The sequence below is a fragment of the Robertmurraya korlensis genome, from assembly GCF_023715225.1.
Classification (GTDB): domain Bacteria; phylum Bacillota; class Bacilli; order Bacillales; family Cytobacillaceae; genus Robertmurraya_A.
Window position 1 is genome coordinate 45,965 of record NZ_JAMBNS010000004.1, and the last position, 15,292, is coordinate 61,256.

Here is a 15,292-nt window from a genome sequence, read left to right on the forward strand (position 1 = left end):
GGCGTGTTCATGTTATAATGGACAAAAAGAACATAGACATCATTATTAGGTTAGTAGACAAATCAGGTGATGGTTTTAAAGGAAGGTATCTATGGTAGAAGATAACATTACAAGAATTCATCTAGATGGAAAAGAATACATACTTATTGGGACCGCCCATGTATCAAAGCATAGTGCAGAGCAGGTGAAGGAGGTTATTGAAGCTGAGAAACCTGATGCTGTATGTGTAGAGTTGGATAAGCAAAGATATCAATCGATTAAAGATGGAAATAAATGGAAAGAAATGGATATCATACAAGTGATTAAGGAAAAAAAAGCCTCCTTATTACTAATGAATTTAGCCATTTCTTCCTTTCAAAATCGGATGGCAGATCAATTTGGGATAAAAGCAGGGCAGGAAATGATACAAGGAATAGAATCAGCGAAAGAAACAGGTGCCACTCTTGTACTTGCCGATCGGAATATCCAAATCACCTTTGCGAGAATTTGGGGTGGAATTGGCCTTAAAGGAAAAGCGCTTCTTTTAAGTCAAGTAATCGCAGGTATTTTTAGCAAGGAAAGTATTACGGAAGAAGAATTGGAAAAAATGAAAAGTCAGGATACGCTTCAAGCAATCCTTAATGAATTTACAGAAACTTTTCCACGATTAAAGAAGCCTCTCATTGATGAACGAGATCAATATCTAGCACAAAAAATCAAAGAGGCGCCAGGGGAGAAAATTGTTGCCGTTCTTGGAGCAGCACATGTTCCAGGAATCAAGGAAGAAATTAAGAAAGAACAGGACTTAACCAAGCTAACAGCTGTTCCCCCTAAATCAAAATGGCCAAAAATTATTGGCTGGAGTATTCCTGTGATGATCTTAGCCATCATTGCGTATACGTTTATTGCGAATCCGCAAGCAGGGTTATCCCAAACATTCAGTTGGATTTTGTGGCATGGTGGGTTATCAGCATTAGGTGCAGCAATTGCACTCGGACATCCATTGACGGTTTTAACGGCCTTTTTGGCAGCTCCAATTACATCCTTAAACCCAGTCCTCGCATCAGGCTGGTTTGCCGGGCTTGCCCAAGCATATGTCAGACGTCCAAGTGTTAAGGATTTTGAAACGCTATCTGAAGACGTGTTTAGTGTAAAAGGATTCTGGAAAAACAAAGTAAGTCGAATATTATTAATTGTAGTACTATCAAATCTTGGAAGTACACTAGGAACAGTTATTGGCGGAGCAGACGTCATCCGAGTGTTCTTCGAGAACTTATAATATAGGAAGATGAAGATCCAGAGTGGGTCTTCATCTTTTTTATTATTTTTAGGTGGGAGCTATTGGTTCGGTTCGTTCCATGGATATCCAGAATTTAGTGGGTTAAGTGAACTAAATCCGTATTTAAATAAAAGAGATGAAATCGGGTCAGGAAAGAACCGAATTCTTTCCGATTTGAAAAACATAAATGGTGTATAATGGAAAGTAACAAAACATAGGTGAGAAATATTTATGAACATACGAAAGCTTAATGCGGGGGAATCTGTCCCATACGAATTGTTGCTTGAAGCGGATCCTTCTCGAAAAATAGTAGAAAAGTATATCAGAAGAGGGGAATGCTACATAGCTGAGGAAGCCAACATAGTAGTTGGCGTGTACGTAATACTCCCTACTAGACCTGAAACTGTTGAGATGGTGAATCTTTCCGTTTTGGAGAGTGAACAAGGGAAAGGGCTTGGCAAAAAGCTTGTTTTGCATGCCATCGAGATAGTGAAAGATCGTGGATTTCAACGAATTGAAATAGGAACCGGTAATTCAAGCATTGGACAACTGGCTCTTTATCAAAAATGTGGCTTTCGAATTGTGGGTGTAGACATCGACTTTTTTAGTAAGAATTACTCAGAGGAAATTTATGAAAATGGTATTCTTTGTAGAGATATGATTCGACTAGCAAGAGACTTGTAAAGGAAAGGGGAAGTTTTTATGATTTTAGAAGCGGTTATGCTTCAGGTTAGAGAGGGGCTTGAAGAGGAATACGAGGAGGCATTTCGACAAGCTTCCGGAATTATTTCCAGTATGAGAGGCTATCTCTCACATGAGTTACAGCGCTGTTTGGAAGTGAAGGGAAAGTATTTGTTACTTGTGAAATGGGACACATTAGAGGATCACACAATTGGATTTCGAGGCTCAGCAGAGTACCAGGAGTGGAAAGTATTATTACACCATTTCTATGATCCGTTTCCGATAGTAGAGCATTTTAGTAAGGTTGAACTCTAACTCGGAGGCATACTATGTGGGTCCTATTAGAGCTAGTGAGAATCATATTGTTGTTCGGTTTTCTAGGGAGCATGTTAGAGGTACTATGTAAACTTATCTATGAATTTATTGGAATAAATATAGCTGATAAACAGTGGATAGTTTTTCTATCTATTTATATTCTTTTATTTGTTTTATATCGGAATAGATGGCAGTTTAGTGGATGGTATAAGGGGAAGGGGAGAGAAAAGCTTCCCAAGAACGTAACCAATGTACTTGTTTTGGGTGCATGTTTACTTCTTATTTTAATGCCCTTTTTTTAACAAGAAATAGGTTATCACGCGATAGATGTATAAGGATATGATTGTTGTTTATATTTGGATGAGGAGTGTACAGGTTGTTTAATCAAACTATGACAAACAAAGATCTTTTTAAAAATTATAAAGCTGATTGTGAAAATTGTTTTGGTTTATGCTGTGTCGCTTTGCCTTTTATCAAATCAGCTGATTTTGCTGTAGATAAAGATGGTGGGGTGCCGTGTAAAAATCTTCAGGAGGATTATCGCTGTAGAATTCATGAAGGTTTACGGGGAAAGGGGTATAAAGGCTGCACCGTGTATGAATGCTTTGGAGCTGGACAAAAGGTTTCACAATTTACCTATAAAAGAAGAGGTTGGCGGGAAGATAAGAAAGCAGCGAAAGAAATGTTTCATGTTTTTCCAATCATGCAGCAAATTCACGAGATGTTGTACTACCTACAGGAAGCACTGAATCTAGGGGAAACTCGTTCCATTCATAACGAAATACAAAAGGTACTAGATGAGACGGAAGCTCTTACGGAACTTAATCCGATGGAGCTAATGGATCTGAATGTGTCCAATCATCGTGTGATTGTAAATGAATGCCTTTTAAAATCAAGTGAACTTGTTCGTCTGAAAGTGAAAAAAGACAAAAGTCATCAGAAAAAAGTTGGAAAAGGCATGGATTTAATTGGTGCCAAACTAAAAGGTGCCAACCTAAAAGGTATGAGTTGGAGGGGTGCTTTTCTAATTGCTGCTGACCTTCGGGATAGTGATCTACGTTATTGTGACTTTATCGGTTCCGATTTGAGAGATGCCCATTTACATGGTGCTAATTTACAAGGAAGTATCTTTCTTACACAAGCACAAATAAATGCTGCAGAAGGCGACAAACATACTAAATTACCATCTCACTTAAAAGTACCAGAACATTGGCTAACATAGGTTAAGTAAACCCATCGGGGAATGGACAAATGATTTATTTTCAGGATGGGCAGTGTAGATTTCATGGACATTGCTTTTTCATTTTTCATCTGGGAGATATATTTATGGAGATTTCATTAATAAGACATGGAAGATCAAAATGGGTACAAAATGATTGGATTACATCTAAACAATTTGAAAACTGGGTTACTAGATATAATGATCATGGAGTTTATGCAGAAGAAACTTACCCGGTGGAAACGCAAAAGAAATTGGAAACTGCCAACATGGTTTATACAAGTGATTTATATAGGTCTAGGGAGTCTGCCAAATTATTAATTTCAACAGTGGACATAGTTTCCGATTCTTTGTTTAGAGAAGTTGAGCTACCAACATTATCGGGAATTTTCTCGAAAGTAAGATTGCAGCCTAGAGGATGGACGGTTTTGATGCGGTGTTTGTGGGTTGCGGGTTTTTCTAGTGGATGCGAATCCTTTTCAGATGCAAAAAGTCGAGCCAAACTCGCGGCAGAGAAACTTGTCCGTTCGGCTGGAAAATCGCAATCTGTGGTATTGGTCGGACATGGATTTTTTAATATCTTAATAGCGAAAGAACTTTTACAAATGGGATGGACAGGCGTGAAAAGGCCTGCGTCGAAGCATTGGCAAATTACTACATATACTAAATGAATTGATACAATGTGTCCTATTCATAGTAGGCAAATTAGTATAATCATTGATCGCTTCTTAAAATAACAAATATGTTAAAATAATAGTTATGGAATTTTAACGGCTACCCTCATGGGGGCTTTTTTACTACTAGGGATTCTGTTAAAAGATAGGAAGGAAATCAAGTGAAAGCATATAAGTATTTATTTTTTGATATAGATGATACGTTATTGGATTTTCAAGCTACGGAGAAGGAAGCATTACGTGCTCTCTTTGCAGAACAAAATATGGTCTTAACGGCAGATGAAGAACGCAGGTATAAAGAGATAAACCAGAGTTTGTGGAATGCTTATGAGAACGGAAAGATCGATCGAGACGAGGTACTCAACACGAGATTTTCGACTTTCTTTAGTCATTACGATTTAGAAGTAGATGGAAGTTTATTAGAAAGAAAGTATCGCAGTTATTTAGAACAAGGACATCACCTTATTGACGGTGCAATGGACCTAATTATGAACTTACAACATCAATATGAACTGTACATTGTCTCGAATGGCGTGTCCAAAACGCAGGATAGAAGACTAAGAGATTCTGGTTTATTTCCATTTTTTAAGAATATTTTTGTCTCTGAAGACACAGGGTTTCATAAGCCAATGAAGCAATTCTTTAATTATGTGTTTGACAGAATTCCAAACTATATTCCGGGTCAGGGTTTAATTATTGGGGATTCTTTATCTGCAGATATTAAAGGTGGACAGATTTCTGGTTTAGATACCTGTTGGTTTAACCCGCTACGAAAAGAAAATCAGTCAGGGCTTAGTCCTACTTATGAAATTCAACAGTTGAAGGAGTTAAATGAGATTTTACCGAGTTTGGTGAAAACCTTATAGGAATGATAATGGAAGAGCCGACTTTATATTGTGCTCTTCCTTTTTTTTATTTAATATGTTACCATTTAGTCACATGTAATGTGTGACTAAATGGTAACATATTATTTTTAAAACGAATCTGGAAAGGATCATTATGATGGGAGATGAACTTTCGGCTCTTTTTAAAGCACTGGGCCACCCGATCCGAAGACGCATTCTTGATATTTTGAAACAATCGCCCAAAACGACGGGAGAACTTAATGATTTTTTTCCCGAAGTCTCAAGATATGCGATTATGAAGCATTTATCAGCCTTGCAAGAAGGAAAGTTAGTAATTGTTCGACGAGAGGGGAAATACAGGTTTAATTATCTAAATGTCATTCCATTAGAGGAAATGAACGATAGATGGGTGGGGAAATATACGAAGAAGAATTCCAGATCACTACTGAATTTAAAATCATTAGCTGAACAAACAGGAGGAGAATTAGAAATGGATCATTCAAAACAAGCAGAAGTATTTCGTATTGAGCAAGAAGTAGTCATAAACGCACCACGGGAGAAGGTATTTAAAGCGTTAACCGAGAAGGCAGAAGACTGGTGGGAATTTCGGTTAGCTCCAAAAGGTGTGCCGTCAACATTTACTTTTGATCCTGTACCAGGAGGACAATTTATTGAAAAATGGGGTGAAAATGATGGAGCAGTATGGGGAAATGTGTATTATGTAAATGCTCCAGAGGAAATTCGACTACATGGTCATTTAGGCATGCGAGGGGCTGTTAATAGTGCATATACCTATCGATTGACTGAAATAGAAGGTGTTACAATTCTTCAATTATCTCATACAGCTTCAGGTGTTATTGAAGAAGAATGGGAGAAATCACATATTCATGGATGGAAGCATCTTCTTGGCACGTTATTAAAAAAGTATATTGAAGAAAATAATAACGAACAATAAATGATTCAATCTCATCTGGAGGAACATAATCATGGTAGACGTGTTTACAGAAATCATCATAAATCGACCGATTGAAAAAGTATCAACGTATGCATCCAATCCGGAAAATGCTCCAGAGTGGTATGTGAATATTCAGTCGGCGGATTGGAAAACTGAAAAAGCTGTAAAGAAAGGATCTCGAATTGCGTTTAAGGCGAATTTTCTTGGACGAGAGCTTGCTTATATTTACGAAATTACTGAATTCAAACCAGGGGAGAAGTTAGTGATGAAGACATCTGCAGGCCCTTTTCCGATGGAGACCATCTATACATGGGAGTCTATTGAAAGGGATGTTACACGTATGACTCTTCGAAATCGGGGAAATCCCTCTGGTTTCTCTAAACTTTTCTCTCCTTTTATGACCTCGATGATGAAAAGAGCAAATATGAAGGATTTGAAAAAGATAAAAGAAATACTTGAGAACTAAGGATAGGTAAACTTTACCAATAGTGATAAGTAGGCATTTGTCCTTCCGATTTCCGTCTATCCTCATAGGATAGTATGGTAACGCTGAGGGAGGTGTTTATGAATGTATAACAATAGTTTTGCGTTAATCGTTGTACTATTCATCTTGTTAATTATTGTTGGAACAGCTTTTGTTGCCTAAAATGGCATAGTGAATATATAAAGAGTCAGCCTTAACTGGTTGACTCTTTTTGAGTTTAAAAAAATTTTGTTATTGTGTGCACGATTTTAGTATGATATTGTATTTTTGTAACTTATTAAAGAAGTTTAATAAGTGTCTTGAAACGGTGGTGAAGTGATGAGCGATTTAATAGCAACTCCGAAATCAATGAAAAATGTCATCTTAAAGGGAATTCGGTCTGGATTACTTGAACTTGGGAGTGCAACAAAAGTTGAATTAAGTCATAAATTAGGAATTAGTTTTCCTACGATTAGCAAATTTCTCACGCAAATGGAGAAGGATGGTGAACTGTTGGTCGTTGGTCTCGATGATTCAAGTGGAGGAAGAAGGGCCAAACGCTATTCATACAATCCAGAGTATATGCTGGGTTTGGCGATATTTTTAGAAAGTAATGAAACTCACTATACCGTTTTTAATTGTATGGGAGAGGTAAAAGAACAAGGGAACACGTCGAGCGTACTAAAGAATAAAGACTTGAGTTTATTAACACAGTGTATTCAGGGCATCATTGAGGAGTATCCAAGAATATCTTCCATTGCGATTGGTGTTCCTGGTTCGGTTGATAATGGTCGTATATTTTACATACCTGATTATGACCATTTACAAAACTTTGATTTAAAAGGGTATTATGAAAATCATTTTTCGATACCTGTCGTAATCGAAAACGATATGAATGCTGCAGTACTAGGCTATTATAAATCACTTGGGAATACGGACAATCAGTCTCTCGTATACTTGTATTTTGGACAGAATGGTCCAGGTGCTGGTGTTCTAATTAATGGTGACGTGGTGCGTGGTCGTTCCTTTTTCTCAGGGGAGGTATCCTTTGTTCCTCAGTACGAAAAACAAAATTTCTTTCAAGCCTTGGAAAATCGAACGCCATTTCTTGATAATCATACTTTGGATGCTGTAAGTAGGTTAGTAGCTACCTTTGTTGCTATTATCAATCCTCATATGGTCATTTTTTGTCATGGTGAAGTGAGTGAGAAGGTTCTTGAAGACATTAAAAAGAAAAGTTCGACCTATGTTCCAAGTGAGCATCTTCCTGAATTAACCGAAAGCAACTGGAAACAAGACTATTTGTTAGGTTTACAGAATTTAGGACTGGAGCTCATGATCACTCAAACAAGTAAGTAAACAGACAAGAGGGGAGAACTTCAAATGGCAACATTTTTCTTAGTGATTATTTATTTAGCTTTTATAAGCTTAGGTTTACCAGATTCTTTGTTAGGAGTTACATGGCCATTAATGAGAGCCGAATACGGGGCACCAATGGAAATGGCTGGTTGGCTATTTATGACGATCGCAGGTGCTACCATTGTTTCGAGTCTTTTTACAGGGAAAGTTCTTAATAAATTCGGTACTGGTAAAGTGACTTTTATTAGTTGTCTCCTAACGGCTGTAGCAATACTTGGATTTAATTTTGCACCATCAATGATTTGGCTGTTTATTTGTGCGATCCCACTTGGGTTAGGAGCGGGTTGCGTGGATGCAGCGTTAAACAATTATGTGGCTGCCCATTATAAAGCACACCATATGAGTTGGCTTCACTGCTTTTGGGGAGTGGGGGCTACGCTTGGGCCAATTATTATGTCTTCGTTTCTTACGGGAGATCAATCGTGGAGAAGTGGATATTTTACTATTGCGGGCCTTCAGTTTGGATTAGTCGTTATTCTGTTCTTAACCTTGCCTTTATGGGAAAAAGTAGCTGGTAAATCGACCAACAAACTAAACACAGAACTCGATTCTTCTATCAGTCATACTACAAAAAATGAAAAGCCTTTTAAAATTAAGGGAGTAAAGCTTGCAATGGCAACTTTTTTATTTTATTGTGGTGCGGAAGCAGGCATTGGCCTTTGGGGAAGTAGTTATTTGGTAAACGTAAAAGATTTGTCAGTTGGAGTAGCGGCCCAATGGGTTTCTTTGTATTATGGAGGCATTACGATAGGCAGGTTCTTTACCGGATTTATTACGCTAAAGGTGGATAATAAAACGTTAATTCGCTCAGGTCAGCTTACAGCTCTTGCTGGTACAATCCTATTGCTATTACCCATACCTTCAATCTTTTCACTTGTAGGTTTAATATTAATTGGTTTAGGCTTGGCACCCATTTTTCCATGTATGTTACATGAAACTCCAACACGATTTGGAAAAGAACATTCTCAGACGATTATGGGTTATCAAATGGCGCTTGCCTATACGGGAAGTACCTTTTTGCCACCATTACTAGGATTGGTGGCATCTCATACAACGATTGGTATTTTTCCCTATGTGATTGTGCTCTTTGGAGTAGGGATGCTTTTGGCTTCTGAAAGGTTAAATAGAATTATGATCGAAAGGAAGACCTTATTGAAAAGAAATTCTGAATCAACTGCTATGTAACCAATAGGGAGGAGTAAAGAGAATTGAAAATTGAGCATATAGCCATCTGGGTGAAAGATTTAGAAATGATGAAAGCTTTTTATGAAAGATACTTTAACGGAAAATCAAATGAAAAGTATCAAAATGTGAAAAAAGGCTTTGAATCTTATTTTATCCAGTACGAAAGTGGAGCGCGTTTAGAGATTATGCGCAAAGTAGGTGTGGATAAAGAAGATCAAGCGGATCGAATCGGTTGGGCACATGTTGCGTTTTCGCTCGGCAGTAGAGAAAAGGTCGAGGATCTTACGTTAAAGCTTCAAGATGATGGGTACATTCTCGTAGATGGACCGCGTCTGACAGGTGACGGCTATTATGAAAGTGTTATAGAGGACCCTGAAGGCAATCTTATTGAACTAACCGTATAAAATCGATATAAACAAGGCTACCTTTCAGGGTGGCTTTTTTATTTTCGTTAGGTGGGCCTACATAAAATTCCTTTAATTTTTCATATTGAGTCATTTGTTTAATTTAAAATTAATAAAAGATCATGTTGAACTAGCTTTTTAGTGGGGCATTTTTTTTAAATAGGCATATGATGAAATGCATGATTAATTATAAATAGATTACATGAGTAGGAGGTTGTATCTATGTACAACTACGGCAACCCATATTACTATGCTTACAACTATCAGCCAGTTCATCCGTATTATTTTTATGAAGATCCTTATGTTTCTACAACAAGACAACCAGTCGATTTAGGTACAAGATGGGAAGTGGAAGAAGGTGGCTGGCGAGGCGTTTGGACAAGACGCGGAAACAGCAATGTGTTTGATGGCAGATGGACGAGAGCAGGACAAACGCCAATTACCGCTGTATTGAGAATGAATGTGGACGGCAATTTCGTCTGTATTTCAAGAAGAAATAGTAGCGACGGAAACAATTGTCAGTACGTAGGAAGAATTGAAGGAAATAGAGTAGTAGGTAGCAATGTGTGTAACAGAGGCGGTGGGTCTTGGAGCGGTACGATTTTTAGAGGACCAGCAGAACCAGACTTAGGTAGAAGGTGGGAAGTAGTAGAAGGTGCCTGGAGAGGAATTTGGACACGACGAGGAAATAGCAATGTATTTGACGGTAGATGGACTAGACAAGGGGCAACTCCAGTTACAGCCGTGTTAAGAATGCAACAACAAGGAAACCAGGTTCGAATTGAACGTCGAAATAGCAGTGATGGCAACAACTGTACCTACACAGGAAGAATAGAAGGGCGAAGAGCATCCGGAAACTTTACATGTGACCAAGGTGGAGGAACTTGGAGTGCTACGATCACTGGATAATGAAATGAAGAAGGGCTACTGATTAGTAGTCCTTTTATTCTATAAATTGATGCATCTATACTCAAAAGTTTTGCCTGTGAAGATTGAAAGGTGCTATGTAGTTGCTGACTGAACTGGCATTAAAACAGTGGAGAGGGAAAACTCCACTGTGTTTTATTCTGAAAAGGAAATGGGTGACCCCGTTGACGTGTGTTGATTCATCCATTCTAGAGAGACTTTTGAAACTGTTTGCCAATCAGGAATTTCTGATTTGTGTTGCTCGACCCAGCTCATGCAGAATTGTGAGTCAATACCGTGTTCTTCGCATTGTTGTAGAAATGATTGGATACTGGATTCCGTGCAATTCTCGAAAGAGCCGCAAGTGTTTTGAAAAATCTTCTCCATTTTCATTTGTAGTGCATTTTCCTCGACCATTTTAATTCCTCCCATCGATATTTGTTTGCCAACTTAAGTATCTCCAAATGGCAAAAAAATATTTCAAAAAACGGTATTCAATGAGAGCAATGATTCCGGTTTTCTGTATTCAATTTGATTCAATATTTAACTTTTTCATTCGGTATTGTAGACTTTGTCGACTGAGTCCGAGCAGGTTGGCTGACTTAGAAATGTTAAAGTCGTTTTTCTTTAGAACTTGCTCAATATATGATCGTTCAAACAATTCCATTTGGTCCTTTAGCGGGATGGTGACTTCATTGCTCTCTTTAATAAACTGGTCCACGGTTGATAAAGGGATCATCATTTCTTTCATTTGCATTTTGCTTCGATATTGGAAAGGTAAATGAGAGTATTGAATCTCTTCTTCGTCCATAATAATGTTCATGGCAGCCTCAATGATATGTTCAAGTTCTCGAACATTTCCAAGCCAATCATATTCCATGAAGGATCTAGTCACTTCTTCCGATAAGCCTTTCACATTCATTTGAAAACGTTCATTATACTTTTCTATAAAATGTTGAACAAGAAGGGGGATATCTTCTTTTCGATCCCTTAAAGGTGGGACAAAGAGAGTGACAACTCCCAGTCGATAATACAAGTCTTTTCGTAAATGATCATTGGCAATCGCATCAATGGGATCCTCATTAATATTGGCAATAACTCTCACATCTACTGCTGTATCCTTTGTATCTCCCACACGACGAATCATTTTTTCCTGTAATACTCGTAATAATTTGGCTTGAAGATTGAGATTTAAGGAGTTGATTTCATCCAGTAATAATGTCCCGCCATTTGCTTGCTCAAATAACCCTGGTGAGTCAACAGCACCTGTAAATGCTCCACGCTTTGTTCCAAATAGTAGACTTTCTATTAAATTATCAGGTAGGGCGGCACAGTTTTGTGAAATAAAAGGAGCCGAAAATCGGTTGCTTGCATTATGGATGCTTTGCGCAAACAGCTCCTTTCCCGTTCCGGTTTCTCCAACAATTAATACATAGGATGAGGTTCGTGCAGCACGTTTCGCAAATTCAATGACTTCTTTAATCGCAGGACTATTGCCGATAATATGATCAAACGTAAACCGAGTCGTCCCTTTCGTATTCATATTTCCTTTGATAAGACGCTCTAGTTTCGTGACATCATTAGCAATTTCAACGGCCCCTTGAATTTTATCGCCTTTAAAAATAGGGAATGTATTGTTGATCGTCGTAATTTCACGACCTTTGTTGTTGAAGTATGTTTGTTTGACATTCGTGGTCTCTTTGCCTTCTTGAAGTGCTTGTACAAGAGTACTAGATTGATCGTCTTTAAACATAAACACATCTAGTAAATTTTTATCAATAACGTCGTGGAAATCCATTGATTCCATCTGCATCATTTTCTTGTTATAGATAATCGTCTTACCGGTTTCATCCACAGCGTGAACGCCAACCTCTACCTCGTCCAAAATTCTCTCATATAAATTATTAAGATATTGTAGATACGATAATGATTTCTTTGAATTCTCCATGAGCGTTCTCCCTTGATTTAGTCTCATTACCAACTATTTAATCAAAACAAACTTCATAACGCAAAATATTTTTTGCTATTTGTGACAAAAAATCGAAAATAGTGCAAAAAATCATTGCATCCATATAAAGAGAAACCTTTATATGACGCAAAAATAATAGTTGGCACGGAACTTGCAATAAACATGTTGAAGAATCAAAAGGGGGAAAAAGTATGAAACCTTATACACATGAACCATTTACCAATTTTTCGATTGAAAAGAATAAACAAGAATTTCAAGAAGCACTAGCTCATGTTCAAACACAATTAGGAAAAGATTACCCTGTAATCATTGGAGATGAAGAAATTACAACGGAGGAGAAAATCGTTTCATTGAATCCTGCGAGTAAGGAAGAAATAATTGGTACCGTTTCTATGGCCAATCAAGAGCTTGCGGAAAAAGCGATGCAGGCTGCTCTTACAGCATTTGAAAGCTGGAAAAAGTGGAAACCTGAGCACCGTGCAAACATATTGTTCCGTGCTGCTGCAATCATGCGCCGACGTAAACATGAATTTTCTAGTTATCTAGTAAAAGAAGCAGGGAAACCCTGGAACGAAGCGGATGCGGACACAGCTGAAGCGATTGATTTTCTTGAGTATTACGGTCGTCAAATGCTGAAGTTGAAGAACGGAATGGATGTGCAAAGTCGAGAAGGTGAGTACAATCAATTTCACTATATTCCACTTGGAGTAGGAGTCATTATCTCACCGTTTAATTTTCCGCTTGCCATTATGGCAGGAACGACGGTTGCAGCCATTGTCACAGGAAATACGGTGTTATTAAAACCAGCTAATTCAACACCAGTTATTGCGGCAAAATTTGTAGAGTTAATGTTTGAGGCGGGATTGCCAAAGGGAGTGTTGAATTACGTACCTGGTAGTGGCGCGCAAATTGGAGATTATCTTGTTGATCATCCGAAAACTCGCTTTGTTTCGTTCACTGGCTCTCGTGAAGTGGGCTGCCGAATCAACGAGCGTGCAGCCAAAGTTCATCCTGGACAAATTTGGATCAAGCGAGTGATTGCTGAAATGGGTGGAAAAGACACGGTAGTCGTTGATAAAGAGGCGGATTTAGATCTTGCTGCTGCTTCAATTGTTTACTCGGCATTTGGTTTTTCAGGACAAAAATGCTCAGCAGGATCTCGAGCGGTAGTTCATCAAGATGTGTATGAGGAAGTGCTAGAGAAAGCTGTTGCCTTAACTGGTCAGTTGACTGTCGGGAGTCCAGAATTACAAGAAACCTACATGGGACCTGTTATTGATGAAAAAGCATTCAAAAAAATCATGGAGTATATCGAAATCGGTAAACAAGAGGGCATGCTAATGGCCGGTGGTGAAGGAGATGATTCTAAAGGTTTCTTCATTAAGCCAACAATTTTTGCCGATGTAGATGAAAAGGCACGATTAATGCAAGAAGAGATTTTTGGACCCGTTCTAGCATTCTGTAAAGCTCGTGACTTTGACCATATGATGGAGGTCGCAAATAACACGGATTACGGACTAACTGGTGCTCTTATCTCTAACAATCGTGAGCATATCGAACGAGCTAGAGAAGAATTTCATGTGGGTAATCTTTATTTCAACCGAGGCTGTACAGGTGCGATCGTTGGCTATCAACCTTTTGGTGGATTTAATATGTCAGGTACTGATTCAAAAGCTGGTGGACCTGACTATTTACTATTGCATATGCAAGCAAAAACAACATCAGAAACTCTATAAAACAAGGAGGTAACACAATGAATCAATTAACTTCTAAAACTACTACAATTATTGAGCAAACTCAAAAATTTGGAGCAAACAACTATCATCCGCTACCAATCGTTATTGAAAAAGCAGAAGGGGTATGGGTGGAAAATCCAGAAGGCGATCGCTATATGGATATGTTGAGTGCTTACTCTGCTGTGAATCAAGGGCATCGTCATTCGAAAATTATCCAAGCCCTGAAGGATCAAGCGGATAAAGTCACTCTAACGTCACGTGCCTTTCATAATGATCAGTTAGGCCCTTGGTATGAAAAGATTTGTAAGGTAACGAAAAAAGATATGGCACTCCCGATGAATACAGGAGCAGAAGCAGTAGAAACTGCCCTAAAAGCTGCTCGTCGCTGGGGCTACGATGTGAAAGGGATTGCTGAAAATCAAGCAGAAATCATTGCTTGCACAGGTAACTTTCATGGAAGAACTCTTGGAGCGGTGTCTCTATCATCAGATCCGGAGTATAAGCGTGGCTTTGGTCCACTTTTACCAGGAATTACGTTAATTCCTTACGGTGATCTAGAGGCTCTAAAGGGAGCTATTACTCCAAATACTGCCGCATTCTTAATGGAACCAATTCAAGGAGAAGCGGGAATTCTTTTACCACCAGAAGGATTCTTAAAGGCTGCTTCGGACTTATGTAAAGAACATAATGTATTGTTTATTGCAGACGAAATCCAAGTTGGCCTTGCACGTACAGGTAAAATGTTTGCATGTGATTGGGAGGAAGTAGACCCAGATATCCTAATTTTAGGGAAAGCACTTGGTGGGGGAGTATTCCCGATCTCTTGTGTGGTCGCAAACTCTGATGTTCTAGGAGTATTCAATCCAGGTTCACATGGATCAACATTTGGAGGAAATCCTCTTGCTTGTGCCGTTTCGCTTGCTTCTCTAGAAGTTATTGAGGAAGAAAAATTAGCGGAGCGATCTTTAGAATTAGGGGAGTATTTCCTGAATCAGCTAAAAACGATCAACAATCCGAAGATAAAAGAAATTAGAGGGAAAGGGTTGTTTATCGGTGTGGAACTTACTGAAGCTGCTAGACCTTACTGTGAACAATTAAAAGAAGCTGGTTTGTTATGTAAGGAAACCCATGAAACAGTGATTCGTTTTGCACCACCATTAATCATAACAAAGGAAGAAATTGATTGGGCGTTTGAAAAAATTCAAAACGTGTTAGGTTCTTAATGTCATTCGTTAACCAATATTACTAAATCGACGAGGGGTA

General features: G+C 38.4%; 18 protein-coding genes. 16 read left to right on the forward strand and 2 right to left on the reverse strand.

All coding sequences use genetic code 11. The annotated features are described in order from the left end of the window. The first annotated feature begins 91 nt into the window (after positions 1 to 91). The 14 genes from M3175_RS08805 to M3175_RS08870 all read left to right on the forward strand — a co-directional run bounded on the left by M3175_RS08805 (position 92) and on the right by M3175_RS08870 (position 10,327). Positions 92 to 1,258 carry a TraB/GumN family protein gene (locus M3175_RS08805; protein ID WP_251517906.1) on the forward strand — a complete coding sequence of 389 codons (1,167 nt, stop codon included), beginning with the start codon at positions 92 to 94 and terminating at the stop codon, positions 1,256 to 1,258. Positions 1,259 to 1,267: 9 nt separating this feature from the next. Beyond that, entirely contained in the window at positions 1,268 to 1,456 is a 189-nt protein-coding gene (locus tag M3175_RS08810; RefSeq protein ID WP_251517907.1) for a hypothetical protein, read from the forward strand. 33 nt (positions 1,457 to 1,489) lie between these two features. Continuing rightward, complete coding sequence (locus tag M3175_RS08815) at positions 1,490 to 1,942, forward strand: GNAT family N-acetyltransferase (protein WP_251517909.1); 453 nt, start codon at positions 1,490 to 1,492, stop codon at positions 1,940 to 1,942. Between the two features lie 18 nt (positions 1,943 to 1,960). Further along, positions 1,961 to 2,254 carry an antibiotic biosynthesis monooxygenase family protein gene (locus tag M3175_RS08820; protein WP_251517911.1) on the forward strand — a complete coding sequence of 98 codons (294 nt, stop codon included), beginning with the start codon at positions 1,961 to 1,963 and terminating at the stop codon, positions 2,252 to 2,254. 391 nt (positions 2,255 to 2,645) lie between these two features. Continuing rightward, positions 2,646 to 3,476 carry a pentapeptide repeat-containing protein gene (locus M3175_RS08825; RefSeq protein WP_251518638.1) on the forward strand — a complete coding sequence of 277 codons (831 nt, stop codon included), beginning with the start codon at positions 2,646 to 2,648 and terminating at the stop codon, positions 3,474 to 3,476. Positions 3,477 to 3,580: 104 nt separating this feature from the next. Further along, positions 3,581 to 4,144: a histidine phosphatase family protein gene (locus M3175_RS08830; protein ID WP_251517914.1), complete on the forward strand. Its 564-nt coding sequence runs from the start codon at positions 3,581 to 3,583 to the stop codon at positions 4,142 to 4,144. Positions 4,145 to 4,308: 164 nt separating this feature from the next. Continuing rightward, positions 4,309 to 5,013, forward strand: a complete 705-nt coding sequence (locus tag M3175_RS08835; protein ID WP_251517917.1) for a YjjG family noncanonical pyrimidine nucleotidase — start codon at positions 4,309 to 4,311, stop codon at positions 5,011 to 5,013. A 136-nt stretch (positions 5,014 to 5,149) separates the two neighbouring features. Further along, complete coding sequence (locus tag M3175_RS08840) at positions 5,150 to 5,947, forward strand: SRPBCC domain-containing protein (RefSeq protein ID WP_251517922.1); 798 nt, start codon at positions 5,150 to 5,152, stop codon at positions 5,945 to 5,947. Between the two features lie 31 nt (positions 5,948 to 5,978). Further along, entirely contained in the window at positions 5,979 to 6,413 is a 435-nt protein-coding gene (locus M3175_RS08845; protein WP_251517926.1) for an SRPBCC family protein, read from the forward strand. Between the two features lie 102 nt (positions 6,414 to 6,515). Further along, positions 6,516 to 6,593, forward strand: coding sequence for a YjcZ family sporulation protein (locus M3175_RS08850; protein WP_084362022.1), 78 nt, complete (start codon positions 6,516 to 6,518; stop codon positions 6,591 to 6,593). A gap of 156 nt (positions 6,594 to 6,749) precedes the next feature. Beyond that, positions 6,750 to 7,769, forward strand: coding sequence for an ROK family transcriptional regulator (locus M3175_RS08855; protein WP_251517945.1), 1,020 nt, complete (start codon positions 6,750 to 6,752; stop codon positions 7,767 to 7,769). A gap of 24 nt (positions 7,770 to 7,793) precedes the next feature. Next, entirely contained in the window at positions 7,794 to 9,014 is a 1,221-nt protein-coding gene (locus M3175_RS08860) for an MFS transporter (RefSeq protein ID WP_251517948.1), read from the forward strand. A gap of 23 nt (positions 9,015 to 9,037) precedes the next feature. Then, positions 9,038 to 9,418: a VOC family protein gene (locus tag M3175_RS08865; RefSeq protein ID WP_251517952.1), complete on the forward strand. Its 381-nt coding sequence runs from the start codon at positions 9,038 to 9,040 to the stop codon at positions 9,416 to 9,418. A 222-nt stretch (positions 9,419 to 9,640) separates the two neighbouring features. Beyond that, positions 9,641 to 10,327 (forward strand): hypothetical protein, encoded by a 687-nt coding sequence (locus M3175_RS08870; RefSeq protein WP_251517955.1) that lies wholly within the window; start codon positions 9,641 to 9,643, stop codon positions 10,325 to 10,327. Between the two features lie 153 nt (positions 10,328 to 10,480). On the opposite strand, the gene M3175_RS08875 is transcribed toward M3175_RS08870, so the two are convergent. Both M3175_RS08875 and M3175_RS08880 read right to left on the reverse strand, forming a co-directional pair. Further along, complete coding sequence (locus M3175_RS08875) at positions 10,481 to 10,741, reverse strand: hypothetical protein (RefSeq protein WP_251517958.1); 261 nt, start codon at positions 10,739 to 10,741, stop codon at positions 10,481 to 10,483. Positions 10,742 to 10,850: 109 nt separating this feature from the next. After that, complete coding sequence (locus M3175_RS08880; RefSeq protein WP_251517961.1) at positions 10,851 to 12,272, reverse strand: sigma-54 interaction domain-containing protein; 1,422 nt, start codon at positions 12,270 to 12,272, stop codon at positions 10,851 to 10,853. Positions 12,273 to 12,484: 212 nt separating this feature from the next. Between M3175_RS08880 and pruA the strand changes: the two genes are divergently transcribed. Together pruA and M3175_RS08890 are read left to right on the forward strand one after the other, a co-directional pair. Next, positions 12,485 to 14,029, forward strand: coding sequence for an L-glutamate gamma-semialdehyde dehydrogenase (gene pruA / locus M3175_RS08885; protein ID WP_251517964.1), 1,545 nt, complete (start codon positions 12,485 to 12,487; stop codon positions 14,027 to 14,029). A gap of 17 nt (positions 14,030 to 14,046) precedes the next feature. Next, positions 14,047 to 15,252: an ornithine--oxo-acid transaminase gene (locus tag M3175_RS08890; protein ID WP_251517967.1), complete on the forward strand. Its 1,206-nt coding sequence runs from the start codon at positions 14,047 to 14,049 to the stop codon at positions 15,250 to 15,252. Positions 15,253 to 15,292: the final 40 nt, after the last annotated feature.